Origin of the sequence: Bacillus sp. FSL R5-0422 (assembly GCF_038610765.1) — a bacterium.
GTDB classification, from domain to species: Bacteria; Bacillota; Bacilli; order Bacillales; family Bacillaceae; genus Bacillus; species Bacillus pumilus_O.
In genome coordinates this window covers 1,107,694-1,133,358 of record NZ_CP152014.1, presented here as the reverse complement: position 1 = coordinate 1,133,358, position 25,665 = coordinate 1,107,694, and the positions used below count along the sequence as shown (strand labels likewise).

26 protein-coding genes, 1 riboswitch and 1 other annotated feature are annotated in these 25,665 nt (G+C 38.9%); of the genes, 9 read left to right on the top strand and 17 right to left on the bottom strand.

Annotation, left to right across the window (positions count from 1 at the left end):
* Positions 1-73: 73 nt before the first annotated feature.
* Positions 74-183, bottom strand: a riboswitch (TPP riboswitch).
* Between the two features lie 59 nt (positions 184-242).
* Complete coding sequence (locus MKX52_RS05585) at positions 243-2,084, bottom strand: monovalent cation:proton antiporter family protein (protein ID WP_342491632.1); 1,842 nt, start codon at positions 2,082-2,084, stop codon at positions 243-245.
* A 162-nt stretch (positions 2,085-2,246) separates the two neighbouring features.
* On the opposite strand from MKX52_RS05585, the gene prpE reads away from it, so the two are divergent.
* On the top strand, positions 2,247-2,990 hold the full coding sequence (gene prpE, locus MKX52_RS05580; protein WP_144493989.1) for a bis(5'-nucleosyl)-tetraphosphatase PrpE: 744 nt from the start codon (positions 2,247-2,249) through the stop codon (positions 2,988-2,990).
* Between the two features lie 42 nt (positions 2,991-3,032).
* Here prpE and MKX52_RS05575 read toward each other — a convergent pair whose 3' ends face one another.
* The 4 genes from MKX52_RS05575 to MKX52_RS05560 all read right to left on the bottom strand — a co-directional run bounded on the left by MKX52_RS05575 (position 3,033) and on the right by MKX52_RS05560 (position 5,838).
* The gene (locus tag MKX52_RS05575) at positions 3,033-3,926 is read right to left on the bottom strand and encodes an RluA family pseudouridine synthase (protein WP_342491872.1); all 894 of its coding nucleotides are present in this window, start codon (positions 3,924-3,926) and stop codon (positions 3,033-3,035) included.
* Positions 3,927-3,943: 17 nt separating this feature from the next.
* Positions 3,944-4,744: an NAD kinase gene (locus tag MKX52_RS05570; RefSeq protein WP_058014287.1), complete on the bottom strand. Its 801-nt coding sequence runs from the start codon at positions 4,742-4,744 to the stop codon at positions 3,944-3,946.
* Positions 4,745-4,809: 65 nt separating this feature from the next.
* A complete protein-coding gene (locus MKX52_RS05565; protein ID WP_012009582.1) occupies positions 4,810-5,439 on the bottom strand; it encodes a GTP pyrophosphokinase family protein in 630 nt (209 codons plus the stop codon).
* A 33-nt stretch (positions 5,440-5,472) separates the two neighbouring features.
* Positions 5,473-5,838, bottom strand: coding sequence for a hypothetical protein (locus MKX52_RS05560; protein ID WP_041815407.1), 366 nt, complete (start codon positions 5,836-5,838; stop codon positions 5,473-5,475).
* Between the two features lie 236 nt (positions 5,839-6,074).
* Here MKX52_RS05560 and MKX52_RS05555 point away from each other — a divergent pair, with 236 nt between their 5' ends.
* From MKX52_RS05555 to MKX52_RS05535, 5 genes are all read left to right on the top strand, one after another.
* Positions 6,075-6,653, top strand: a complete 579-nt coding sequence (locus MKX52_RS05555; RefSeq protein WP_342491631.1) for a CYTH domain-containing protein — start codon at positions 6,075-6,077, stop codon at positions 6,651-6,653.
* 21 nt (positions 6,654-6,674) lie between these two features.
* Positions 6,675-7,442 carry a lytic transglycosylase domain-containing protein gene (locus MKX52_RS05550; protein ID WP_119124696.1) on the top strand — a complete coding sequence of 256 codons (768 nt, stop codon included), beginning with the start codon at positions 6,675-6,677 and terminating at the stop codon, positions 7,440-7,442.
* Positions 7,443-7,718: 276 nt separating this feature from the next.
* Positions 7,719-8,117 (top strand): thiol management oxidoreductase, encoded by a 399-nt coding sequence (locus MKX52_RS05545; protein ID WP_008355333.1) that lies wholly within the window; start codon positions 7,719-7,721, stop codon positions 8,115-8,117.
* Positions 8,114-9,025 (top strand): ClpXP adapter SpxH family protein, encoded by a 912-nt coding sequence (locus MKX52_RS05540; protein ID WP_012009578.1) that lies wholly within the window; start codon positions 8,114-8,116, stop codon positions 9,023-9,025. The genes MKX52_RS05545 and MKX52_RS05540 overlap by 4 nt, the downstream gene beginning before the upstream one ends.
* 297 nt (positions 9,026-9,322) lie before the next feature.
* Complete coding sequence (locus tag MKX52_RS05535) at positions 9,323-9,496, top strand: hypothetical protein (protein WP_088003084.1); 174 nt, start codon at positions 9,323-9,325, stop codon at positions 9,494-9,496.
* A 103-nt stretch (positions 9,497-9,599) separates the two neighbouring features.
* On the opposite strand, the gene pepF is transcribed toward MKX52_RS05535, so the two are convergent.
* From pepF to mecA, 4 genes are all read right to left on the bottom strand, one after another.
* Positions 9,600-11,426, bottom strand: coding sequence for an oligoendopeptidase F (gene pepF / locus MKX52_RS05530; protein WP_285855895.1), 1,827 nt, complete (start codon positions 11,424-11,426; stop codon positions 9,600-9,602).
* Positions 11,427-11,640: 214 nt separating this feature from the next.
* Entirely contained in the window at positions 11,641-12,801 is a 1,161-nt protein-coding gene (locus MKX52_RS05525) for a competence protein CoiA family protein (protein WP_216889270.1), read from the bottom strand.
* Between the two features lie 161 nt (positions 12,802-12,962).
* Complete coding sequence (gene cls, locus MKX52_RS05520) at positions 12,963-14,483, bottom strand: cardiolipin synthase (protein ID WP_088003078.1); 1,521 nt, start codon at positions 14,481-14,483, stop codon at positions 12,963-12,965.
* Between the two features lie 85 nt (positions 14,484-14,568).
* Complete coding sequence (mecA, locus tag MKX52_RS05515) at positions 14,569-15,234, bottom strand: adaptor protein MecA (protein WP_012009573.1); 666 nt, start codon at positions 15,232-15,234, stop codon at positions 14,569-14,571.
* 262 nt (positions 15,235-15,496) lie between these two features.
* On the opposite strand from mecA, the gene MKX52_RS05510 reads away from it, so the two are divergent.
* On the top strand, positions 15,497-16,162 hold the full coding sequence (locus tag MKX52_RS05510; RefSeq protein ID WP_012009572.1) for a YjbE family putative metal transport protein: 666 nt from the start codon (positions 15,497-15,499) through the stop codon (positions 16,160-16,162).
* Between the two features lie 40 nt (positions 16,163-16,202).
* Here MKX52_RS05510 and spxA read toward each other — a convergent pair whose 3' ends face one another.
* From spxA to MKX52_RS05470, 8 genes are all read right to left on the bottom strand, one after another.
* Entirely contained in the window at positions 16,203-16,598 is a 396-nt protein-coding gene (gene spxA / locus MKX52_RS05505) for a transcriptional regulator SpxA (protein WP_003211421.1), read from the bottom strand.
* Between the two features lie 193 nt (positions 16,599-16,791).
* Positions 16,792-17,370: a GNAT family N-acetyltransferase gene (locus MKX52_RS05500; RefSeq protein WP_012009571.1), complete on the bottom strand. Its 579-nt coding sequence runs from the start codon at positions 17,368-17,370 to the stop codon at positions 16,792-16,794.
* Between the two features lie 136 nt (positions 17,371-17,506).
* Entirely contained in the window at positions 17,507-17,794 is a 288-nt protein-coding gene (locus MKX52_RS05495; protein WP_151020705.1) for a hypothetical protein, read from the bottom strand.
* Positions 17,795-17,899: 105 nt separating this feature from the next.
* Positions 17,900-18,829, bottom strand: a complete 930-nt coding sequence (locus MKX52_RS05490) for an ATP-binding cassette domain-containing protein (RefSeq protein WP_119124693.1) — start codon at positions 18,827-18,829, stop codon at positions 17,900-17,902.
* Positions 18,822-19,883 carry an ABC transporter ATP-binding protein gene (locus MKX52_RS05485; protein ID WP_342491630.1) on the bottom strand — a complete coding sequence of 354 codons (1,062 nt, stop codon included), beginning with the start codon at positions 19,881-19,883 and terminating at the stop codon, positions 18,822-18,824. The genes MKX52_RS05490 and MKX52_RS05485 overlap by 8 nt, the downstream gene beginning before the upstream one ends.
* Positions 19,884-19,901: 18 nt before the next feature.
* On the bottom strand, positions 19,902-20,930 hold the full coding sequence (opp3C, locus tag MKX52_RS05480) for an oligopeptide ABC transporter permease (protein WP_041816208.1): 1,029 nt from the start codon (positions 20,928-20,930) through the stop codon (positions 19,902-19,904).
* Entirely contained in the window at positions 20,930-21,859 is a 930-nt protein-coding gene (gene opp3b / locus MKX52_RS05475; protein WP_088003069.1) for an oligopeptide ABC transporter permease, read from the bottom strand. Before opp3b ends, opp3C begins: the two co-directional genes overlap by 1 nt.
* Before the next feature lie 109 nt (positions 21,860-21,968).
* Positions 21,969-23,627, bottom strand: a complete 1,659-nt coding sequence (locus MKX52_RS05470; RefSeq protein WP_342491629.1) for a peptide ABC transporter substrate-binding protein — start codon at positions 23,625-23,627, stop codon at positions 21,969-21,971.
* Positions 23,628-24,076: 449 nt separating this feature from the next.
* Between MKX52_RS05470 and MKX52_RS05465 the strand changes: the two genes are divergently transcribed.
* Together MKX52_RS05465 and trpS are read left to right on the top strand one after the other, a co-directional pair.
* The gene (locus MKX52_RS05465) at positions 24,077-24,340 is read left to right on the top strand and encodes a DUF3899 domain-containing protein (protein ID WP_224925152.1); all 264 of its coding nucleotides are present in this window, start codon (positions 24,077-24,079) and stop codon (positions 24,338-24,340) included.
* A gap of 44 nt (positions 24,341-24,384) precedes the next feature.
* Positions 24,385-24,603, top strand: a binding site (T-box leader).
* A gap of 53 nt (positions 24,604-24,656) precedes the next feature.
* Positions 24,657-25,652 carry a tryptophan--tRNA ligase gene (gene trpS / locus MKX52_RS05460; RefSeq protein ID WP_012009563.1) on the top strand — a complete coding sequence of 332 codons (996 nt, stop codon included), beginning with the start codon at positions 24,657-24,659 and terminating at the stop codon, positions 25,650-25,652.
* Positions 25,653-25,665: the final 13 nt, after the last annotated feature.

Genomic DNA, 25,665 nt, shown 5'->3' with positions numbered 1-25,665 from the left:
TCTCCTCCTGTTTTTCCATATAAAAAAGCCACTTTCCGCATGGAAAGTGGCTTGGAATTTGTCAAAAGCATAGTCAAAAACCGCACCACTTCCCTACGCAGGTATGAACCTGTTCAGGTAATGAGGGTCTAAAAGTCAATACTTTTATCTCAGCCCTTTTAAAGGACTCCCCTAGTGGATCAAATATATGATGTTGTACTTCTATCTTAATCAGGAATTGTTCATTGGTCAAGGGTTCATTGTTACTCTAATTGGGCTCTTAGTCCTGCCACATATTCACGAGAGCCCGATACAAGCACACGGTCTCCGCTTCTAAGCGTCGTATCTCCGTGTGGGACTAAACTGTCAATCCCTCTGAAAATACGGACAAAGACCAAATCGCCAGTAAACGGAAATTCCCTCAGCATGACATTGTGATAGCGATGATTGTTCATTTGAATTTGATACAAGGAAGTATCCTCATTTGTTAATAATCGAATCGCATCAGGTGCTTCAATCAAGGCTCTAAGCACCGTTTTAGATGATAGGAAATTAGAAAACGTATCAATTCCTGCTTCCTTCAATTCCAGCTCTGCCTCAGCTTTGTTCACACTCGCAATGACTTGTTTCGCTCCTTCTTCCTTTGCAAATAAAGCAATTTCCTTATTTTTCGTCTCACTGCCAGTTGCGACGACGAGGACATCCTCCTGGCCAACGCCTGCCTTTCGCAGCGTCTCATCGTCGTACTCTTCAATCGATTCGACTTCAAAGATGGAGTCAGCAAGCAGCGCTTCTTTATTTTCTTGAAAGACATGCAAAATTCGAATATCATATTCATCCTGATGTAAATCGAGTGTAACAGGTAAAGTCAGCTGATTTGCACCAATAAAGGTCACACGTTTTTTAAGGCTCGCAGCTTGTTCTTTTTTAAATAGCGCTTTAAACCAAACTGGCGTTAAAATACTCGTGAGTATCGCAACTAAAATGAGCGCGCCGGACATTTTATGGTCAATGACTCCGAGACGCTCCCCGATCGTCGCAGCTGCAATGACGAGTGATAACGTCGATGTTAATAAAAAACCAGAGCCGATCACTTTTTTCATGTCATACCATTTTTTCAAATAAAGAATCGGGATGAGCTTACTAATCAGTAAGGCAATAAATAGCAGCGGGATCATGATCATAATGGTTGGGTCTTTGAATAGTGCCCATATATTCAAATCCACTCCGACCATCACAAAGAAGATAGGGATCAAAAATCCGTAGCCAAATGAATCCAGTTGCTGAACAAGCTCTTTATTCGGCGAGAGAAGGGACACGAGTACGCCCGCTAAAAACGCTCCAAGAATATTTTCAGCACCGAGTGATTCAGATAAGGCAACTAAGACTATAATGAGAGTAAAGATCGCCCTTGTCCCTATTTGCACGGTCCCTTTTGACATGGACTGAAAAATTGACTTTGTCTTAAATACGCGGCCAAATAAATAAAGAAGGATGCCCGCAGCAAATAATAAGAGCAGAAGCCACATATTCCCTGTACCATCGCCATAAATGGAGGAGAATACAGCAAGTAAAATCATCGTCACCAAATCTGCAATGACAGCGACAAGCAAGATGATTTGACCGATATTTGTCTGCATCAGCTTTTCCTCTTTTAAAGTAGGAACCACAACCCCTAATGAGATCGTCGATATAATGAGCGTCATTAAAAAGGCATTTTGAATAAACCCTGCAAGGACAAACGCATAGGACAGAATAAAAGAAATACTAAATACGCCAAGAAAAACAATAGTGGCTGCTTTAAACGTATTTGGTTCTTTTAGACCATTTGGTAGTTCTCGTGGTTTCTTCTTTGACTCGAAAGAAGAAAAATCTATTTCAAGTCCACTTAAAAACATCAGAAAAATAAAACCGAGCATGGATAACGTATCTAACCATGCATCATGCTCAACTACCAGTTGAAGACCGCTTTTTCCAATGATGAGCCCCATGATGATTTCAGCAACAACGACCGGAATGGTCAGCTTAAATCGGTGCAATAAAAGTGGGGTGAAAAAGGCAACAATAATGACGACAACGAGTGATGAAACAGATGTATGCTCCATTGGCTAAAGCCTCCTAACATTGATGTTTAATCTTTTAAGGTTTACGTTAAAGCATTGATTCTAACAATTGCCTAAATGAAAAGAAAGCCATTCGTTATATGTTCTAAAATTCAAACTTCTTTAACCCCGATGAATGGATGAGAAAGATCAGGAGGAAATCTTATGAAATTTGATATCATTGGTGATATCCACGGCTGCTACGAAGAGCTGCTTACCCTCATACACAAACTAGGATACGAACTCAAACATGGATTACCCGTCCATCCTGATAAGAGAACGCTAGCACTTGTTGGTGATTTAACAGATCGAGGCCCTCAGTCAGTAGATGTCATGCGCTTTGTCATTCATGCCTACTCACACGGCGCGATCCGCTACGTACCTGGCAACCATTGCTTTAAGCTTTATCGATATTTGAAAGGAAATCCTGTGAAATTACTTCATGGCATCGAAACCACTGTAAATGAAATAAAACAACTGCCGCTTCATGAACAAACGACATTGTCACATGAATTTAAGCAGTTGTTTGAAAAGGCTCCGCTTTATGATGTACTTATTCCTAATGAACTGGTGATTGCTCACGCAGCGATGAAAGAAAAGGACATTGGTAGAAAGCCGAACAAACAGATGCGATCCTATCTATTATTTGGCGCAGTCACAGGAGAAACGTGGCCGGATGGACGACCTGTGCGGAAAGATTGGGCAAAGGAATATCGCGGAAAACCATGGATTGTCTACGGACATACACCAGTGAAAGAACCTCGATTCGTTGGCAGAACCGTCAACATTGATACAGGCTGTGTATTCGGCCACCGGCTGTCTGCCCTTAAATATCCTGAGCTTGAAACAGTTTCTGTTCCTTCCTCTATGCCTTATGACGATTCAAGGTTTCAGCATTTCACATCATAAAAAAACCCGGTCCTGCGCTTGCAGGTAGCCGGGTTTCTCTATTTAAAGCAGCAATGATTTCATGTCTTCAGGAAGCGGAGCCGAGAATGTCATTTCCTCCCCAGTCATCGGATGAGGAAAGACAAGAGTCTCACTATGCAGTGCCTGCCGGTTCATCCGCTCATTCATTCCGCCATATAACGTATCTCCGATGAGCGGGTAACCAAGATACTGCATGTGAACACGAATTTGATGGGTTCTCCCCGTTTCAAGTGCGAGCGCCACATCTGACATGTTCAACTCAGCGTCCACTGCTCGTACTGTAAAATGCGTCACAGCTTCCTGTCCAGTATCATCGACCATTCGCTCAATGATACTATCTCCTTTTCGGGCAATTTTTGCTCGAATGGTGCCATACTTTTCTTTGATCATACCATGTGTAAACGCTCTGTATGTTCGTTTGACCGCTCCGCTTTTCTGCGCTTTTGATAAAAGGCTGTGGGCAAAGCGATGCTTGGCCACAAGCATGACGCCAGATGTATCACGATCAAGACGATTCACCAAATGAACTGTCAGCCGAACAGACTGCTCTGCATAATGGTGCAGCAACCCATTTGCAATACTGTGCTCTGGGTGCTCACGGGAAGGAATGGACGGGATATATGGCCTTTTATTCAGCACAAGGACATGCTCATCCTCGAATAAAATATCAAGCGGAATCGGAGCAGGCTTTAGCCCTTCACTTACTTTTTCCTCTGGGAATAAAATGGTGAGCCTGTCTCCATTATGCAGCTTGTATCTCACAGTCACATGCTCTCCATTAATGAGGAGATCACCGCCATCAAATTTAATATCTGTCAGCATTCTTTTCGAAATGCCAAGATCTATTAAATAATCCTTTAAAAGCAGCCCCTCTTCTTTGGCTGTCATGGTTTTGTTTAAAGTAAAATATTCCAGCGAGAACGACCTCTTTCTTATTCTCCTTTTCCGATAAAGGAATCTTGCACCCTTTTCCAAAACGGAAATGGTCTAAATCGGGCAAAACGGACATTCTCGTCTGCTACCCGGCATTGAATGGATTTGACGTCCTTATGAAGCAGCGTCAAATGATCAATGGTTACCTGAAAATCGACATCATTCCTCGGTTTAATGACACAAGTATGATGGTCCGGTAAAATCAGCGGCGAACCGACCGTTCGAAACACTCTGTTGTTGATGGAAGCCATTTCTGCCAACTGAATGGCTCTAATGGAAGGGTGAATAATAGCGCCCCCAAGTGCTTTATTATAGGCTGTACTGCCAGACGGTGTAGACAGACAAAGACCGTCACCTCTGAATGTTTCAAACAGCTGCCCCCTAATTTCAACATCTGCCACTAGTGTCCCTTCCATACTCTTAATCGTACATTCATTCATAGCCAAATATTTCTCTTCTCTACCGCCGTCGTTGTATCTGACAATGACTTCTAAGATCGGATATTCCACAATGTGATAAGGCGTTTTCGCAATAGCTAAGACGAGTTTTTCAATTTCACTTGGCACCCAGTCAGCATAAAAACCAAGATGACCTGTATGAACACCCACAAAAGCTGTTTCATTCAGACGGTCACTATAACGGTGAAATGCATAAAGTAGGGTGCCGTCTCCACCAACCGTAATGACAAGATCTGGTTCCTCTTCATTGAGTTCCATCCCAAAATCTAATAAGTAGGTCTGAATTTTATTTTTGAGTGTGTCAGATACAGAATTCCCTTTTGAAGAAACTGCAAATTTCATGAATTCTTCTCCTTTTCCACCTTGCTGCTATGAGAGGGCAGCTTCATATTTGATCAAGCACAGGCTCAGCTATCGTTTTTCTTCTTCCGGGAAAATGCTACTTGTGCTTCTTGAATTTCCCCTCTAATTTCAGACATCTCATCATCAAGAAGAGACGCTGCCTCAGAAGCTCTTTGAAGGCGCAGCTTGACTTTCTCCGGGATATTCCCGCTATATTTATAATTCAGAGAATGCTCAATCGTCGCCCAAAAATTCATCGCAAGTGTACGAATTTGGATTTCGACAAGGAGCTGCTTCTCTCCGTTGATCGTTTGCAGCGGATATAACACAACAAGGTGGTACGAACGGTATCCGCTTTCTTTATGCTCTGCAATATAGTCGCGTTTATCAACAACCACGAAGTCTTTTCGTGACTGGAGCATTTTTTTCACGACTTGTATGTCTTCTACAAACTGGCACATAATGCGAAGCCCAGCAATATCCTGCATCGTTTCAATTTCATGCATTGGAATATCTTTACGCTTTGCCTTTTCTAATATGCTGGCAACGGGTTTCACTCGGCCTGTGACAAATTCTACTGGTGAATGGTCATCCTCGAATTCATACAGCTTTCGAATGCCTTTTAGTTTCACTTTTAATTCTTCGACTGCTTGTTTATACGGTGCGAGGAATTGATCCCATTGTTTTTTGTCCATGAAACTTCCCCCAATTCCATATACCTAATTATTTCAGAGGAATGTGCTCTTCACTTTCTCTTCCATATCTCCGTAATTGGCATTGTCTTTAATATTGTCGATTAAATAATGTAATTCTTGATGAAGCTGAATGAGTTCTAACGAATGTCCTTCCGCTGCCAAATAGACAGGGATGTCAAGTGTCATTGCTTCTTTTAATGGAGCCCATGTATCTTCCCCTAAGATAAGATATGAAAAGGACTCCTCATTTTCAAGTATGTAAACGAACGCAAAGTGATCAGAATCAACAAGCATTTGTCCTGATGCTTTTGCTTTTTGGATTTGCTCTTCTGACTTGGTCGTCAAAATCAGCCTGTCTTCTTTTAAAGTTGCTTCTGCGATTTCAATTCGGTTTTGCATCATGATCTCCTTTACAACAAAGTACAGCTTTATTTTATCATATCAACTTCAATATTGATAAACCGAACTTTTGGAGAAAACCCTATTTTCTTCTTATAAATGACTCTTTCACGTCATTACCCTTTGATTTTGGCACATGTGGAAAGAGAAACAATAGATAAAAACAGTCTTTTACATGATGAACATACTTCATGTACAATAATCATATTTCCTCTAAATGAAAGGTTGATGTCAAAATGGCACAGGAAATTGAAATAGAACTAAAGCAATTATTAACGAAAGAAGAATTTGAACAGTTGAAACAACATTTTCAATTGAAGGATTCTGATTTTCATACGCAAACCAACTATTACTTTGATACACCCCAATTTGATATAAAATCTCAATTCGCTGCATTAAGAATGAGAGAAAAAAACGGTCAGTGGGTTCTCACGTTAAAGGAACCACACGAAATAGGCTTGCTCGAAACCCACCAAACGATCGCTCCTCCTTCAAACCTTGATGTTTTTCAGTTGCCAAAAGGTGAAGTGGCTGACAGGCTAGACCATTTGAACATTCAAAAGGATCAAATTGTGTATTTTGGTTCACTTGAAACGTCGAGAGCTGAAAAAATGATCAAAGAAGGCTTAATTGTTTTGGATCACAGCCGATATTTAACAGTAGAGGACTACGAACTTGAATTTGAAGTGAGCGACCTAGAAATCGGACAAACCGCATTCTCCGCATTGCTCCAACAATTTCAAATCCCTGTTCGAAACACGAAAAACAAAGTCGTACGTTTTTATGAAGAGAAAATGAAAACACAGAATAGATGAATTCCTTGAAGGAGGAACATGATGAACGTCAATCAACTTCAATCCTTTATGCAGCTCCAAGCGCTTAAAACGTTACAATCAGACCCTGGACAAACGCAAATGCAGGGCGGCCAAGAATCGAATGCACAGGCCTCATTTCAGTCACTGTTGCAAGATTTTTTAGGCGGATCAGAATTATCACGCCTCCCGCTATCCATTTCTGCATTTATGGGAACGGACCCATCAACGGCTCCGAACACGCAATATGCGCGTACAAATCCATACTTATCTGCTATCGCTGGCGGTGAAGAGCTTCAAGCTCAACCTTCATTTGCGAATGACGCTCAATTAAATACAGCGAATGGGATTGGAAATGTCTTAAACAACAGCTACACGCCGCCCCTTCAAAAGGCTGTTTCAAGCGGCTCATCTTCAAAAGAAATTAATCAAATTGTGTCACAAATGGCTCAAAAACATGGTGTTCCAGAAAAGCTGATTCATGCGGTGATCAAGCAAGAATCTGGCTATCGTACGAATGCAGTGAGCCATGCAGGCGCACTTGGCCTTATGCAGCTTATGCCATCTACAGCTAAGTCACTTGGCGTGAATAATGCCTTTGATGCGGCCCAAAACATTGAAGGCGGGACGAAGTATATAAAACAAATGCTTCAAAAATATAATGGAAATGTCTCACTCGCCTTAGCTGCTTACAATGCAGGCGCAGGAAATGTGGATAAATACGGCGGCATTCCACCATTTAAAGAAACACAAAATTATGTAAAGAAAATCACAGCACAATATTTCGCTTAAACCGAAGAGAATAACCTCTTCGGTTTTTTGTATGTCGCTTTTCACCCTTTTTTGACTGAATGTGTTATGATATGGTCAATTGATCACGGAACCCGCCTCTCCCCTTATTTACAATAGACCAAAGCGGTTTGTTTGTGGAATTGAGTTGAGGTTGTTAAAATAAGTATACAAGAATAGAAACAATAAAATAGAACAAACTGATTATCACTTTTGAAATAAATGAATTTGCAATAGGGTGTGTCATCCTATTAACTACGAGTAAAAGGAGTAGTCAACATGGTACAATCGTTTAACGCACCTTACGAAGCGGTTGGAGAGGAACTTCTATCGCAACTTGTTGATACTTTTTATGAAAATGTAAAGTGTCATCCTTTGCTTCATCCTATTTTCCCGGATGACTTAAAAGAAACAGCAAGAAAACAAAAACAGTTTTTAACGCAATATTTAGGCGGACCCCCACTTTATACAGAGGAGCATGGCCACCCTATGCTACGGGCGAGACATCTCCCTTTTCCGATTACTGAGGAGCGGGCTGACGCATGGCTTGAATGCATGGAGGATGCAATGGATCAAGTAGGATTAACCGGCGATATTCGTGACTTTTTATTTGAGCGGCTTTCTTTAACGGCTCGTCATATGGTCAATCAAACACCTGAAAAGGATGGACGATCTTGAGCTGCAATACGCATGATCAATATTTCTCACACTGTCACGGACATCCTCAAAAGCCGATTGAAATCTATGTATTCATTGACCCTCTAAGTCCAGACTGCTGGTTATTAGAGCCATCTATCAAAAAATTAAAAATGAAGTACGGCCGTTTTTTCACATTACGAACAGTGACAAGTTCTAGTATTAATGCATTGAATCGAAAACGAAAAAAGCATTTACTAACTGAAGCATGGGGGAAATTTGCGACCAAAACTCAGACCAAAAAAGAACAAATGCTGTCTGAACAAATTGTAACTTCACCTTATCTCGCCTCGCTTGCATTAAAAGCGGCTGAACTTCAAGGCAGAAAATGCGGAATGAAATTTCTGCGTCTCATTCAAGAATCACTTTTTTGCCATCAGCAAGATGTCACAAGTGAACACGTACTACTAGAAAATGCGAAAAGCGCTGGACTAGACATCGAGGAATTTCAGCGCGATATTCATTCTCAAAGTGCCGTCAAAGCATTAAAATGTGATATGAAAATTGCCGCTGAAATGGACGTGTCTGAACTACCGACCTTTGCCTTTTTTAATACAGTAAACGGAGATGAAGGATTAAAAATTTCAGGTGCGTACTCTTATGATGTATACGAGGAAATCCTTTTTGAAATGATTGGTGAAAAACCAACCCCTTCAGAACGACCTCCAATTGAATGGTTTATTGCTTACTTTCAATTTGCATCTGCTAAAGAAATTGCGGTCGTTTATGACCTGACACTTGAAGAAGTTGAACGAGAAATGAAAAAGCTGGCTTTCGCTAAAAAAGTCGAACGTGTACAAGTGCATCAAGAAATGTTTTGGCGCTATAAAGAAGATGATCATCATTCAGATCTTGATGTCTATCGTTGTGAGAATGAACATGGGTGCTGACCCATGTTTTTTCTTTACCTCTGAAAAGGAACGTTTGTTCTTTTTGAAACCACGAAGAAACCGCGCCGGGATAAGCGCGGTTTCACTATGTCTTAACGACAACAAAGGGGATGGGAGAAATTTTTCACGGTCAAACAAAGGGGTAATGTTTGTATGTGATTAATTTCACATCTGTAGTATATCAAATTTTGTCGACTTATGACAACAGATATACTATATGTTCATATTTTTGTCACAAAACATAAGAGGGTTGTCACTTTCATATAGTGAAAGTAACGAAAAAATGGAGGGATCTGCATGCGTAGCACAACCATTGGACTTGTTTCCATTGGCTTCTGTTTCTTTTTAAACATATTAGGCTTAATGAAAATGCTTCCTCTTTATCTCACATCACCACTCTTATTTGCTGCAATCCTTTTTACACTTTATCGAATGAACCACAGGAAGACCTTTAAGGGATTTAAAGGTTGATGATAAGGAGCGGCCTCTACATACGAAGAGGTCTATTTTTATGATAAAAAAACTCCTGTCAAAAGATGAGTTTGCACTCACACGTCTGACAGAAGTCTTTTCATTACTCACCCGTTTTAGAGATGAGCTCTTCCATTTCTTTTAATTTTTCTTCGAACAATTGACATGCTGCTTCAATTGGTTCTTTGGAAGCCATATCAACACCTGCTTTTTTCAGCACATTAATTGGGTAATCAGAGCTTCCTGCTTTAAGGAAGTCTGTGTAGCGCTCCACCGCAGGTTTTCCTTCTTCTAAGATTTGCTTGCTTAATGCCTGTGCAGCACTATAGCCTGTTGCATATTGATAGACATAATAGTTGTAGTAGAAGTGAGGGATTCTCGTCCATTCTAATCCAATTTCTTTATCCACAACCATGCCGTCTCCAAAATACTTCTTATTCAGGTCGTAATAAAGGTTCGTCATGAATTCTGGCGTTAAAGCCTCTCCTTCTTGTGCTTTCACATGAATCAGATGCTCAAACTCAGCAAACATCGTCTGTCTGAACACTGTTCCTCTAAATCCTTCTAACAAATGATTTAGCACATACAAACGCTGCTTTTTATCATCTAGATGATTCAACAAATATTCACCCAGTAACGCCTCGTTTGTCGTGGAAGCTACTTCAGCTACAAAGATACTGTAGTTTCCATACGGATATGGTTGGTGCTTTCTTGTATAGTAGCTGTGGACAGAGTGCCCAAATTCATGAGCCAGTGTAAATAAATTATCAATATTATTTTGCCAGTTCATGAGGATATATGGATTTGTGCCATAGCTTCCAGATGAATACGCACCGCTACGTTTCCCTTTATTCTCATAAACGTCTACCCAGCGATTATTGAGCCCCTCTTTTAATACAGAGACATATTCTTCTCCTAATGGCGCTAACCCTTTTAGCATATAATCCTTTGCTTCATCGTAGGTAAGCTTCATTCCAGCATCTTTTACAAGTGGCGTATACAAGTCATAATTGTGCACTTCATCAAGCTTTAACACCTTTTTACGTAATTCAATGTAACGGTGTAGTAACGGTAAATATTGATGAACGGTATCAATGAGATTGTCATATACTTCTTCTGGAATACTGTTTCGAGACAGTGCTGATTCTCTTGCCGATTTATAATTTCGAACTTTTGCATAAAAATTATCCTTTTTAATCGAGCCACTCAGTGTCGAAGCAAGCGTGTTTTTATACTGATCGTACGTTTTATACACAGCTTTAAAGGCATTTTTTCTCACTTCACGGTCATCACTATTTAAAAATGTGATAAAGTTGCCGTGGGTAATTTTCTTTTCTTCCCCATTTTCATCCTTTACAGAAGGGAACGAAATATCAGCATTGTTAAACATACTAAAAGTAGTAGATGAAGTTGAGAGAGGTTCAGATGCCTCAGCTAATAAAGCCTCTTGCTCCTCACTTAGGATATGCGGACGTTCTTTATTAATTTCTTCAAGAGCATGAGAATACAGTTTTAATTCTTCTTTTTCCAAGATAAACTGCTGCAATTTATCTTCTTGAATCGATAAAATCTCTGGAACAATATAAGCAGAGGTACTAGAGAGCTGTGTAAATAAATTCGATGCTTTATCGTTCAGCGCTTGAAATGATGAGTTCGTTGTATCCTCATCGTATTTCATGTGCGCATATGTATAAAGCTTACCAAGCTTTTCAGAAAGCTGATCCTGAAAGGTTAGGGCTTCATACAGTACATCAGCAGAATGAGCGAGCTTGCCTTTAAATTGGGCGAGCTTAGGAATTTCTTTTTTGACCGCTTCAAATTCCTTATTCCATGCATCGACGCTTTCAAAAATATCTTCAAGTCGCCATTTGTTTTCTTCTTTTACTTCGCTTCTGTCCGGTAAATGGTTGTTATTGCTTTCTGAAGTCATATGAATCCCCCTTGCATAAGTTGTGTTGAACCAACCTTTCGGAAAGTGAAAGAAATTGGTGTTGTATTTATCTTCTTTGTTTTGAACTATATTTGTCAAATCATATGCAGAAATAAATACCAAACAGACTAAAAAAATGAGAAAAAAGCGTTTCTTTCTATTCAATCGCAGCACCACCTTTTTCTTATCATGATCAAAGTGGGCATGAAACATGCTAATGAAATAAGAAAGCATCTCGTTTGAACGCTTCATCTACTGTTTGTATCGGCTTTTGATTTGATGCTACTTCATAATTACCCTCTTTCGTCATGCGCAAAAACCCTTGTCTGACAAGCGCATGAACATATGATGTGATGACCTCTTTTATTTCTTCTATTGAAACATCGCCATAACGAAGCTTTACTCCTTTCATCTCGATACACCGCTTGATTTCTTTCATCAGCAGTTGAATCGTCACTGGACTGCTTCCTTTTTTTCTTATCATCCAATCGTATAGACACCCCTGCCAGACATAAACAGGGCTTGTAAAGATGTACGCTTCGCGTAGTGGGATAAATAATTCAGCCGGCAAAAAAGGGAAAGCTGTTTGATGATGCTCATAAAAAACATCTCTTAATCGTTTGCTTTCATTTGATAAAATACGAGGAGGTCGCTGCCTAAATTGCTGTATACATCTTAGCCATTGTGTAGAGACTTGGCGCTTGCTTGAGGGCTGCGATAAGATATCTGAAAATTGGCGATATGCTGTTGACGATCTGACAGTCATAGCGGCACATATTTTTGTTGGTTGAAATACAAGGAATTGAGCAAGATGGATGAATCGATTCTGTAGCGGACAGTAAAAAATCAGACTCCCTTTCTGTGATTCTCTCAACATTCCCCAATGAATCGAGGAGAAGGAAAAGAGCTGGGCAGATTTTCGCTTTAAACGATTTGCTCCTATGATCCATATAGGGAAGTGGCCTGCTTGACGGAGTCCTGCTGTCCTTTTACGGAGCTCTTGCCGTGAAATATTTGAGCATTGATATTCGATTGCATAGCTTGTTCCTCCAATAGAGACGGCCACGTCAGGACGTTGATGAACCTTTGACACATACTTTTCAAGCACCGGTTTATGCCCAAGCCGCTGAAGCCAATTCATAATGGCTTCTTTTCCCGCCTGATGATAAGCCGTTTCTCCTGAGGCTAGTGGACATGCAGTGAGCTGTTTATGTGCAAAATGATAGACACGTTGTTCACCAAGCTTTAATTGCACTTCTTCCCTGCATTCTGGGCAGTAAAACTTGCACGTCGCCCTGACATGCTCCAGCCGGTTTTTAGATAAAAGATGTGTAATACGAATAAGCTTTCCATTATCCATAATCGCTGTATTCATTCAGCTCGCCCCTTAGTCTTTGATGACCGTATTATAGCTTTTTCGTCTAAAAGAGAGCGAATCGGCAAAATGATCTTTTGTTGTGTGAAAATATAATTTTACTGATGTTTTCTTGAGGAAAACGAAAAACCCCCTTGATAAAAAGGGGGGAAATACAATCTTTATAGTAATGGCGATAATAATCTTGCTGTTGATTCAAAGAGTCTGACCCTTAACGGTCTCTTTGCAAATTCTTCTGGGACAATCTCATGCGACTGCTCTAAATCACCTAAGAAGTCGTTCACTAGCTTCTCAGTGCTTTTCGTTTTATAGAGGAAGGCATTCACTTCAAAATTCAAATGAAAGCTTCTCATATCCATGTTGGCCGTTCCTATTGAAGCCAACTCGCTATCCACAATGATAAATTTACTATGCATAAAGCCTTGATCATATTCATACACCTTTGCACCTGCTTCTAAAAGCTCAGGGAAGTATGAACGGGACGCATGGAAGACGATCCGTTTATCTGGATTTTTCGGTGCAATAATCCGTACGTCTACTCCGCTTAATGCAGCAATTTTCAGTGCAGACAAAATATCATCATCCGGCACAAAATATGGCGAAGCGATCCAAATAGACTTTTTGGCAGAGATAATCATGGAGAAAAAGAGATTTTTAATGACTTCCCATTGTTTATCAGGACCACCAGCGATCATTTGTACACCTTCTGTTGTGCTTTCAAGATGACTGAAATCTTTAAAGTAGTCCACACCTGCACATCTTTCATTCGTCATATAGTACCAATCCTGCATGAAAATCTGCTGCAAATCACGAACAGCTTCACCTTTAATCATCAAATGGGTGTCACGCCAAAATCCATATTGTCTGCTTCTGCCCAGATATTCGTCTCCAATGTTCAGCCCACCAACAAACCCAACTTCTCCATCAATCACGACAATTTTTCGGTGATTTCGGAAATTGATTTTATTATTTAACAGAGGTAGTCTCACAGGTAAAAATGGAACGATCTGAACGCCAGCCTTTTCGAGGTCAGCAATATATTGACGAGAGAGCTTTAAACTCCCTACATCATCATATAAAAAGCGGACAATCACGCCATTTTTGGCTTTATCAATGAGAATATCCTTTAATTCTTGTCCAAGGTCATCGTGGCGGAGAATATAATATTCCAGATGAATGTGATGTGTTGCTTTTTTGATTTCTTCAAATATGTGAGAGAATGTTTCTTCTCCGTTCGTCAGGACTTTAGAGGACGTGCGGTACGTAATAGGGGTATGTCCAAGTCTGTGGGCCAGCTTAAATAAGAGCTGCTGATGATCGCCCATATGCGTCATTTTCTCAATTGCTTCTCTATGAATATGTTCATCTTCCTGGATTAACTGTTCGTCTAGAATCGCTTTCTTTTCAAACAGCCGGCGCTTTTTGATATTGCGTCCAAAGAAAATGTAGAACAAAAAACCGAATAACGGAAAGCTGCCGAGCAGGACAAGCCACGTTATCGTTTGAGATGGATTTCGGTTTTCCAAGAATATGACAAACCCGATGAAGATAATCGATAAAGTGAATAGAACACTGACAGAACTTAATACACTTACCGCTAAATCACCGGCAATTAATTGAATGACTAAATAAGCACCTATCGTAATGATAAGAAAAAATAGAACTTTGACTAAATTTCTCATTTCATTTTCTCCTTGCCGTTCTCTTTATTTACCTATTCATTCAGATAAAAAAGCCGATTCCTCTATAGAAATCGACTTTTGTTGGTTACGAGAAGTGCTGTTGAATCGTTTCAAGGGCATTTCCTTCGATAATCAGCTGACCGTATTCTTTCAGTCTGTAAATGCTGACCACTGATTCATGAGCATATTCAAGCAAAATGCTGAGCTTATTCTCCACTTGCTCATCTGACAAATCCTCGTGGAAGTCAACATATAGATAATAACGGTTTTCAAACGAATATAAACTTGTGGTAAAATCCTGCATATTTAATTGAGAAAGTGCAATCAAATCTTCAAAGTCATCCATTTTCAACACAAATTGAAGTTGAAGTTTTTTGTCCTTCTCATTATGGTCTTCTTGATCCTGCTCTTCTTTTTGAAAATCATCAAGCAGTGCGTCTAGACTTTCTTCATCTGTTTGATCTTTTTTATCTTCTGGAATCGGCAATTCGAGCTTTTGTCCATCTTTAGAAAGTTGGGCTTTCGTCACGACAATTTCAAGACCTTTGTCAAGTGCCTGCACTTGAATCCAAAGTGGTCCCTCAACTGCAAATTCTTCTTCTTCGTGCACTTCGTCCATTACTTCCCAAAACAGCTCTTCACTGCGTTCGCGATTATACCAAATCTCTTCACGGTCGAATCCGCGGTCTTCAATATCACCGTAGGAAATATAAAATTTTACTGTATGTTCATTAATTCTTTCGATTTCCATTTTGCCAACCTTCCCTTCTATATAAGATGTTGAAGGGACATACAAGCTCCCAATTAATAGTACTTTACTACACTTTACCCGTTCCGTCTACATGTTAACCTTTTAAAGAATTGAGGTATTGCTTCGTACTGTCTATTTTATGATAAAACATGAATAAAAGAAATAAAAACGCATTTTTTGCAGAGAAAACTTACAGAAACATATATTTGAATTGTCTTCATATATTGGTTGTACGAGCTCTATTAGACATGAGGTGAAATGGATGGAAACAGAGTGGCTCATATCCTTACTGATGATTATTGGCATCGATCTGATTTTAGGCGGTGATAACGCGTTGATCATTGCGATGGCTAGCCGCAGCTTGTCAAATGACAAACGCAATAAAGCCATATGGATCGGCACACTTTTGGCCGTGCTGATGAGAATTACAATGACAGGTGCCGCAGTTTATTTATTGACCATCCCTTATTTGCAATTTATCGGCGGACTTTTTCTCCTTTATATAGGATACAATTTGTTAATTGAACAAAAAAAAGAATCGATTCGTATTAAAAGCAGCGGCTCCCTTTGGCGTGCGGTACAGACCATTGTGATTGCCGACCTCTTTATGTCACTTGATAATGTGATTGCTGTTGCAGGAGCGGCAAAGGGCAACATGTTGCTGACTGCCTTTGGGCTGATGATTTCAGTACCGATTATTATTTGGGGAAGTAAGCTGATTCATGCGGCTTTAACCAAATTCCCGTTTCTTTTATACGGAGGAAGTGCTCTTTTGGCTTTTACTGGCGGTGAAATGATTGTTCGTGATGTGAAATTGAATGAATTTATGGCACAGCACGCAACTCTTGAATTGATGCTCCCTTTTTTAACAGTCATCATGGTCATTTTAGCCAGCCTGTTTTACGAACAAACGGCTGAAAACAAATAAAAAAAGCTGCCAAATGATCGGCAGCTTTTCGTTTTTTCTATTAGTTAGCAAGTCGCTGAGCTTCTCTGAGTTGGAATGTACGAACCGTTCTTGGAAGGAAACGTCTAATTTCATCTTCATTGTAGCCAACTTGTAGTCTTTTTTCATCCAAGATGATTGGACGTCTTAAAAGACCTGGATGCTCATTGATTAGTTTATACAATTGTTGAAGAGGCATTGTCTCAACATTCACATTTAGCTTTTGGAATACTTTTGAACGTGTTGAGATAATTTCATCTGTACCGTCTTCAGTCATTCGAAGAATTTCTTTAATTTCATCGATTGAAAGAGGCTCTGAAAAGATGTTTCTCTCTTGATACGGAATATTGTGTTCTTCTAACCACGCTCTTGCTTTTCTACATGATGTACAGCTTGGTGATGTGTATAATGTTACCATAAATCTTCACTCCTCAATTTGTAGAATGAATATTGATCTGTATTCTTAAATTAAAATTGTTCTAAATAAGTAATCTTTATAGTGATTATACTATAAAAAAGTAAGTGTGAACAGATTTTCTTGCAATTTTTGTGACAAAAACTAGACAATTTCATTCATTTTGTAGTGTTGCTTGATGTCTGAACATTCTCATTTAGTCGAGATGATCGAAAATATTTTTTTGTTTTCTATTTTCAATGACCTTTAATACATCATCAACATCCTCATACGACTGCCCATACCATTCTTCGTCTTTATACGTATGGATTCGTTCATAGGTCTTCCTCATAGCCTCCATCATTTCTTCCTCATTATCTATAAGAGGCGACCAATAAAGGATTTCCATGCGGTTCACTTCATTTGTTGCAAGTGACCTGCGTTTATAACCGATTGATTCTGCATGCTTGAAGTGCTCTCTTTGGTAAAACTTTAGGCGTTTTGCAGTATCTGCATCATCTTCATCTACAGGCTCAACCTCAAGCAAGATCGGTTTCTTTTTTTCCTTCAGCTTATGAATGAGCTTTGATCCGAGGCCTTCACCTCTTGCATCTCTGGAAACAAATAAATAATCAATAAAGATGAAATGATCAAATTCGGCGTACATCATCACATGATGAGGTCCTTCCTCCTTATGATAAACATCACTTCTTTCCTTTAATAAAGCTTCCATATGCTCTTTTGACTTCATTTCTTCTATCGGGAAGTATTCACTGAGCTTTTCATACCAATTCATGGATCCGCTCCTTATGATATCGTTAAGAATCACTTCCTTAGATATTCCCGATTTCCTGCTATTTAAACGCCTGTACTAGTAAGACGCAGAAAAGTCTCCTCTAGTTTCACTTTTTTTCAAACAACAGAAAAAAGTTTTATATCGAACGATTCATGAGTAATTGAAAACAGACAAACAGGATGAGTGCCAGCCCAGTTTGAAACATGATGAAATAAAGATACTTCCTGCGGCGTGCTTCCTCTTTCTGATTGCTTAATTTCCGGTGAAGCATATATTCCACGGAAAAAGACGCAATGCCAATGAACACCATAAATATGAGCATCCACTGCACTCCATTTGGCTTTCTCAAAAAAGACGTTGAAAAAAGCATGAATACAATGAGAAAGTGAAAGAATGAATAGCGAAACGTCTTCCATATCGACATCTGATTTCCTCCTAGAACCCGTTTGTTGTTAACTAGAAATTACCATCATCGCATTCTTTTGTAAAATAAAAAAAGAAGCACTGACGTAGCAGCGCTTCTTCTCTCTTATGATTGTTTTGCCTGAAGCTCTTTGAATTCTTCCTCTGTGCAGCTCACAAAGTGGCCTGGCTTCACTTCACGGAACTCAGTGTTCGTTCCTTTGTGAACAGATGGATCATACTTGATTCGTTTGCGATTACGCTCATAATCTGGATCTGGAAGCGGAATCGCAGATAGTAATGATTTTGTATATGGATGAAGCGGGTTTTCGTATAATTCATTCGCTGGTGCCAGCTCAACCAATTTCCCGAAATACATTACGCCAATACGATCGCTGATGTATTTTACCATAGACAGGTCATGGGCAATGAATAAATACGTTAATCCTTTTTCTTCTTGAAGCTCTTTCATTAAGTTGACGACCTGTGCTTGGATCGACACATCTAATGCAGAGATTGGTTCATCGGCAATAATGAAATCTGGTTCAACCGCTAATGCACGGGCAATCCCAATACGCTGCCTTTGACCACCAGAGAATTCATGCGGGTACCTGTTTGCATGCTCTTTGTTCAAGCCAACAGTTTCAAGCAATTGGTACACACGCTCTTTACGTGCTTGCTTTGTTTTTGCTAGGTCATGAATATCGATGCCTTCTGCAATGATGTCTTCAACTTTCATTCTTGGATTGAGTGAGGCATATGGATCCTGAAAGATCATTTGCATTTTTCGATTAAATTGCTTCAGATCAGCAGTCGATTTTTTATCATGAACATTCTGTCCATTAAAAATAACCTCACCATCTGTTGCATTGTACAAACGAATGATACTTCTTCCAGTAGTCGACTTACCGCAACCAGACTCACCTACTAGCCCCAAAGTTTCTCCTCTATAAATATCGAAGCTAACATCATCAACAGCTTTTACTTCATTTGGTTTGCCCACATTAAAATATTGCTTAAGATTATTCACCTGTAAAATAACATCTTTTTCACTCAATGTGATCCCCCCCTTTTTGCGCTTTAAATTGTCGCATTCTTTGCTTAATCGATTCAGGAGGTTCTACTTTGGGCGCATTAGGATGTAATAGCCATGTAGCTGCATAATGCGTTTCTGACACTTGATATAAAGGCGGCTGCTGTTCAAAATCGATTTTCATCGCATATTGATTTCTAGCAGCAAACGGGTCACCTTTTGGAGGATTTAGCAAGTCTGGCGGCGTACCAGGTATAGCAAATAATTTCTCCTCTTTTGCGTCCAGACTAGGCATAGAGCTTAATAATCCCCAAGTATAAGGATGCTGTGGGTTATAGAAAATCTCATCAACTGTACCAATCTCGACAATTTGACCACCATACATAACCGCTACACGATCAGCTACATTCGCAACGACCCCTAAATCATGCGTAATAAAGATAATCGATGTTTCAATTTTCTTTTGTAGATCCTTCATCAGTTCTAAAATTTGCGCTTGAATTGTAACATCTAACGCTGTTGTCGGCTCATCAGCAATTAATATTTTAGGATTACAAGCAAGAGCAATTGCCACCACAACCCTTTGTCTCATACCACCTGAAAATTGATGAGGATATTGCTTAAACCTTTGTTCAGGTTTTGGAATACCTACAAGGCTGAGTAGCTCAAGCGCTCTTTTTCTAGCTTCTTCTTTACTAGCATTTTGATGTTTTAAAATTGGTTCTATAATTTGTTTGCCAATTGTCATTGTAGGATTTAATGAGGTCATTGGATCTTGAAAGACCATTGCAATATCTTTCCCACGTATTTTTTGCATTTGTTTATCAGAAAGTTTTGCTAAGTTTTTGTCTTGAAACAAAATCTCGCCTTTTTTCACTTCAGAGTTAGATTTAGGAAGCAACCCCATGATTGATTTTGAAGTAACCGATTTTCCTGAACCAGATTCTCCAACAATGGCAAGCGTCTCACCTTTCTTTAATTCAAAATTCACACCTCTTATTGCCTTGACTTCACCAGCAAACGTGTGAAATGAGATATTTAAATCATTTACTTTTAGAATGGTTTCTTGTTTATTCATCATCATCACCGTCCCGTACTAATCTTTCATTTTTGGATCAAGTGCATCTCTCACACCGTCGGCAACAAGGTTAAAGACGATCATGATAACACTAATGATAATTGCTGGATAAACCATTTGATATGGGAAAGCAATCATTGATTTAAATCCGTCTTCAATTAGCGTCCCTAGTGAAGCTTGTGGCTCTTGGAGACCTAACCCAATAAAACTTAAGAATGCTTCGAAGAAAATTGCACTAGGAATGGTGAACATTGTATTAATAATCATCACACCTGTTAAGTTAGGCAACATGTGTTTAAAGATAATTTTAAAGTTGCTTAATCCCAAAGTTCTAGCGGCTAGTACATATTCCTGTTCTTTCAGCTTCATGACTTGGGCTCGTACAACCCTGGCCATACTGATCCACCCGGTAATACTTAGAGCAATAATAATTGGAATAATCCCTGGCTTTAAGACGAGAATCATTAATATGACAACGATCAAGTTGGGAATACCCATTAGAACCTCTAGAACACGTTGCATCGCATTATCAATTTTCCCGCCAAAATAACCAGAAATTGCACCATAAGCAACACCAATAATTAAATCGATCACAGCTGCAACAACAGCAATAAGCAGTGAGATTTGAGTTCCTTTCCACACACGTGTGAATAGATCTCTCCCAAGATTATCCGTACCAAACCAGTAGTAATGATCAATTCCTTTTTGTTCATAAGGGTTGACCACATCACCACTTTTCAGCGTTCTTTCCCCAGTAAATGGAAGGAAGCTAACGTGCTCTAATCCTTGGATTCGAGGAGGTAAGTTCGCTTCAGACGTTGTCTGAGTACTAAAATCTTTACCACTAATTAATGGTCCGACGATAGCCATGAATACAATTAAAAATAAAATCACTAAACTTACAACTGCGGCTTTATTCTTTTTGATTCTAAGCCATGCGTCTTGCCAATAATTCAGACTAGGTTTCTCAATTTTTTCAGCAGAAAATGTATCAACACCAGCGGGTTCAAATAGACTTTTATCAATATTTTCTTCTTGCTGTTTCATCATTTGTTACCCCCTGCTACACGAATTCTCGGATCGATAATTCCATATAGAATATCGACAATAAATACAACCACAACAAAAAGAACGGCGAATAAAATTGTTGTTCCCATAATAACTGGATAGTCATTTACAGTAATAGCTTTAACAAACTGCTCACCAATTCCAGGAATTGAGAAGATTTTCTCTATTACGAGAGATCCCGTCATTAAACTAACAGTTAGTGGACCAAGAACTGTAACAACAGGGATCAACGCATTTCTCATTGCATGCTTAAATGCTAATTCGAAATAGCCTGCTCCTTTGGCCTTTGCTAGTAAAATATAATCTGTCTCAAGAACTTCAACCATTTCTGTTCGCATAAAGCGTGCACAAATGGAGATAGGGAACATAGCTAATGCTATTGTGGGCAAAATTGTATACTCGAATCCATTCCAAAATTGAGTTGGTAGTAAACCTAATTTCACCGCAATAAAGTACTGAAGTAATCCCGCGAATACAAAACTCGGTATTGATTTACCGATAACTGCCAAGAAAGTAGCAGAATAATCTATCCATGTGTTCTGCCTTAAAGCTCCAACTACTCCCAAGAAGATACCAACAATCGTTCCTATAATAATCGCTTGAAGGCCTAGGACAGCAGATGGTCCTACTCGGTATGAAAGAAGTTCTGTTACGGAGGTATTGTTGAATTGGAATGAAACACCTAAATCTCCAGTGAATGTATTAATCAAGTAGTGAAAGTATTGAACTGGAATAGGCTGATCTAGCCCATATTTTGCATTAAGTACAGCTTGTTGTGCTTCTGACAATTTTTGAGCATTAACAAAAGGAGAACCCGGAATGAGTTTCATTAAGAAAAAAGTGATTGAAACAATGATGAAGAGGGTAACGACCATGAAGCCAACCCGTCTAATTAAGTATTTCAGCATACTTGCACCTCCTGATAAAACTGACTTTTCTGTATATTTCGACATATTTCTTTCAGTGAAAAAGAGAGTATATTCAGAGAATACACTCTCTTTTCTATAAGATTGTTAATTATCCTTCAATTTTCATCCATTTGTAGCTGAATTCTGGTCCCACCTTGTGAATGACAAATCCTTTAACTTTGTTACTAATCAGATAATTAGTTGCTCTCTGATAGATTGGTGAAAGTCCTGCGTCATCTTGTAGTAATACTTTTTCAGCTTCTTGTAAAGCTTTCCAGCGTTCTTCAGGTTTAGCAGCTAACTTACCAGATGCATCTTTTAAGAGTTGATCATATTTCTTATTAGAGTATCCCATGTGGTTGTTCCCACCACCTGTGATAAATAAGTCAGAGAATGTGATCGGGTCAAGATAATCTGGGCCCCATCCAGCCATCTGTAGATCGTAATCCTCTTTCTTATCACGATCAATACGAGTAGCAAAAGGAACACTTTGAATATTAATATCTAAGCCAGGTAAAGTTTTCTCAAGCTGATCTTTAATGAAAGCTCCGATTGTTTTAGCAGTCTCAGAATCATCACCTAAGTAATTAAGCGTTACTTTAGACGTTCCTAATTCTTTTAGACCTTTTTCGAAAAGTTTCTTAGCTTCATCTTTGTTTGTTTCTAAGTATTTAGGCATTCCATCGCGGAAGTCTTTTCCGTTTTCATCATGTACAAAGTCTTTTGGAATTTGATAGTATGCAGCAACTGAACCATTCTGCAATACATCTTTTACAAACGCTTCTTTGTCAATTGCTGTTGCAATTGCACGACGAACATTTTCATTCTTTAATGATTTATTTCCTTGGTTCATTTTCAACCAGAACACAGTAGGTTCTAGTAATCTTTTCATTCGCTTATCACCTTCGTACTGAGAGATGATTGCAGGAGTTGATAATTTAGGTGTAATATCAGCTTCTCCAGCTTCGAATGCGTTAACTGCTGCTTGTGGATCTTTAGATACTTTAAAAGTAAGTTTTGTCATAGAGACATTCTTTTTATCCCAATATTCTTCATTCTTTTTGTATTCCCAAGTTGTTGCTTGTGGTCCATCCCAAGCAGAAAGTTCATACGGTCCATTGTATACAAGGTTCTTTGCAGTTTTCGCATATTTATCACCTTGTTCTTTAACGAACTTTTCATTCACTGGATAGAAAGTTGGGAATGAAAGTAGAGATTGGAAGTAAGGAATTGGTTTTTCAAGTGTGATTTGCAATTCTTTATCGCTTACAGCTTTAATCCCTAGTTCATCAGGCTTTGCTTTTTTGTTGTAAACCTTATCAGCATTTTTGATTTTACCAACCATCATATATGGGCCATACTCAGACTTTTGATCTGGATCTAAAGCACGTTGCCAAGCATAAACGAAGTCTTGAGCTTTAACTGGATCACCATTAGACCATTTGGCATCTTTTAGTTTAATGTTATAAACTGTTTTATCTTTGTTAGCTACTGGTTCGCCATCTGCCATACCAGGTACTAATTCTTCTTTATCATTGAATCGATACAAACCCTCAAAAACGTTATTCATAGTTGTGAAACTAATTGTATCGCTTGCTTGGATTGTATCCATTGCAGGCATTTCCTGTGATTCTAAAATTGTAGCCTCTTGTTTTGAATCTTTGGATGCAGTGCCCTTGTCGCTACTTTGTTTACCTGAACATGCAGATACAAAAATAGTCAGCACCAATAAAAAAACTAAAAGCAGTGAAAATTTAGACTTTTTCATCTAGTTGTTGACCTCCCCTTCATAAATGAACTACAGGAACTATTATACTAGCAAATAAGTAATTGTGCATTCATTTTTTTAAGAAAATTTTCATATTTCGATGATTTTTTAATAAATTTATTAAAAAATTGAAACAAATTGGGTATTTCCCTTTAATTTTGTGATCTGAAATACCTAATCAGAAGTAATCCTGTCTATACAATTGGCAATCTTCATGATTCATTGTAAACTGATATCAAGAATTTTGTTAAAACAACTGCTTAATTCCTTGTTTCGTTTTTCTTATATAGTGAAAGTCTCGAATTAAATGTTTTTATTGCTATTTTAGTACAGTAAAGTTTTAATGCACAGGAGTGATTGTTATCAGATTTTTTATTCTTTTAATTAGTTCTAATTGCCTTGTATTTATTTTAAGTTTCATTTTTTATGGGCACCTCTCTCTCTTAAGTATGATTAACATCACTTTTTATTTAGCATCGATCACTTTGCTAATATGGTTATCGTTAATCACTTTAAAAAGTGGTTTTTTTGATCAAACAGCTCACAGTTTTCGAAAGGTTTTTGATTCATTAAACAAGCAAAAGGGCACTATTGACGATGATTTAAACAAACATTTATCATCATCTTTCCAAAGTAATTTTCCCTTCATGAAAATAATAGGTTTTAGCTTATTAATTGAAATGTTTATTCTGCTCTTCATTTATTATATATAGGCTTTGACTTTTGATTTTTGCTTCATTATAATGAATTCAATTATACTGTTGCGATGAAAAAGAAGAGTACATATATTCACCATTTATAGAGAGTCTGCGGTCGGTGCGAGCAGACAATGGCATATATGGAATGGGCTTTGGAGCAGCTAACCGAACACTTTTGAAAGTAAGTAGGCTTAGACGGAGCAGTCTCCGATATCAACGTCTTGAGTGATTTCCATGTGAAATAACAAGGGTGGTACCACGGTTCATTCGTCCCTTTTCTGTTGAAAAGTGACGGGTGGGCCTTTTTATATTGAGGAAAAGAGGTTTTAGTATGACAAAGAAGACAATTTTTTCAGGCATTCAGCCGAGCGGTTCGGTCACATTGGGGAACTATATCGGAGCGATGAAGCAATTTGTCGATTTGCAGCATGATTATCACGGCTATTTTTGTGTCGTCGACCAGCATGCGATTACAGTGAGTCAGGACAGGCTAGCTCTTCGCCAAAATATTAGAAGCTTAGCAGCTCTTTATTTAGCAGTTGGACTTGATCCAGAGAAGGCGACATTGTTTATCCAATCAGAGGTACCTGCTCACGCCCAGGCAGGATGGATGCTTCAATGTGTTGCTTATATTGGGGAATTAGAGAGAATGACCCAATTTAAGGACAAATCTGCTGGTAAGGAAGCGGTTGTTTCAGGACTATTAACGTATCCCCCATTAATGGCTGGTGATATCTTATTATATGGTACTGATTTAGTCCCTGTCGGAGAAGATCAAAAGCAGCATCTTGAATTGACTAGAACGCTTGCTGAACGTTTTAACCGCAAATACAATGACATTTTCACTGTACCTGAAGTGAAGATTCCAAAAGAAGGCGCTCGGATTATGTCGTTAGCAGATCCAACGAAAAAGATGAGCAAATCCGATCCGAACCAAAAATCCTTCATTACCTTATTAGATGAACCAAAGCAGCTTGAAAAGAAAATCAAAAGTGCTGTGACGGATTCAGAAGGCATCGTTAAGTACGACAAAGAGAACAAGCCCGGTATTGCGAACTTACTGACGATTTATTCTGTGTTAGGCAACATATCGATTGCAGAGCTTGAGCAAAAATATGAAGGCAAAGGGTATGGTGAATTTAAGGGAGATCTTGCGAACGTCGTCGTTGATGCTTTAAAACCAATTCAAGATCGATACTATGAACTCATTGAGTCAGATGAGCTTGACCGCATTCTTGACGAAGGTGCTGAAAAAGCAAATCGCGCAGCAAATAAAATGCTGAAAAAAATGGAGAATGCAATGGGTCTAGGTAGAAAACGCAAATAAAAAAAGCTTGCAG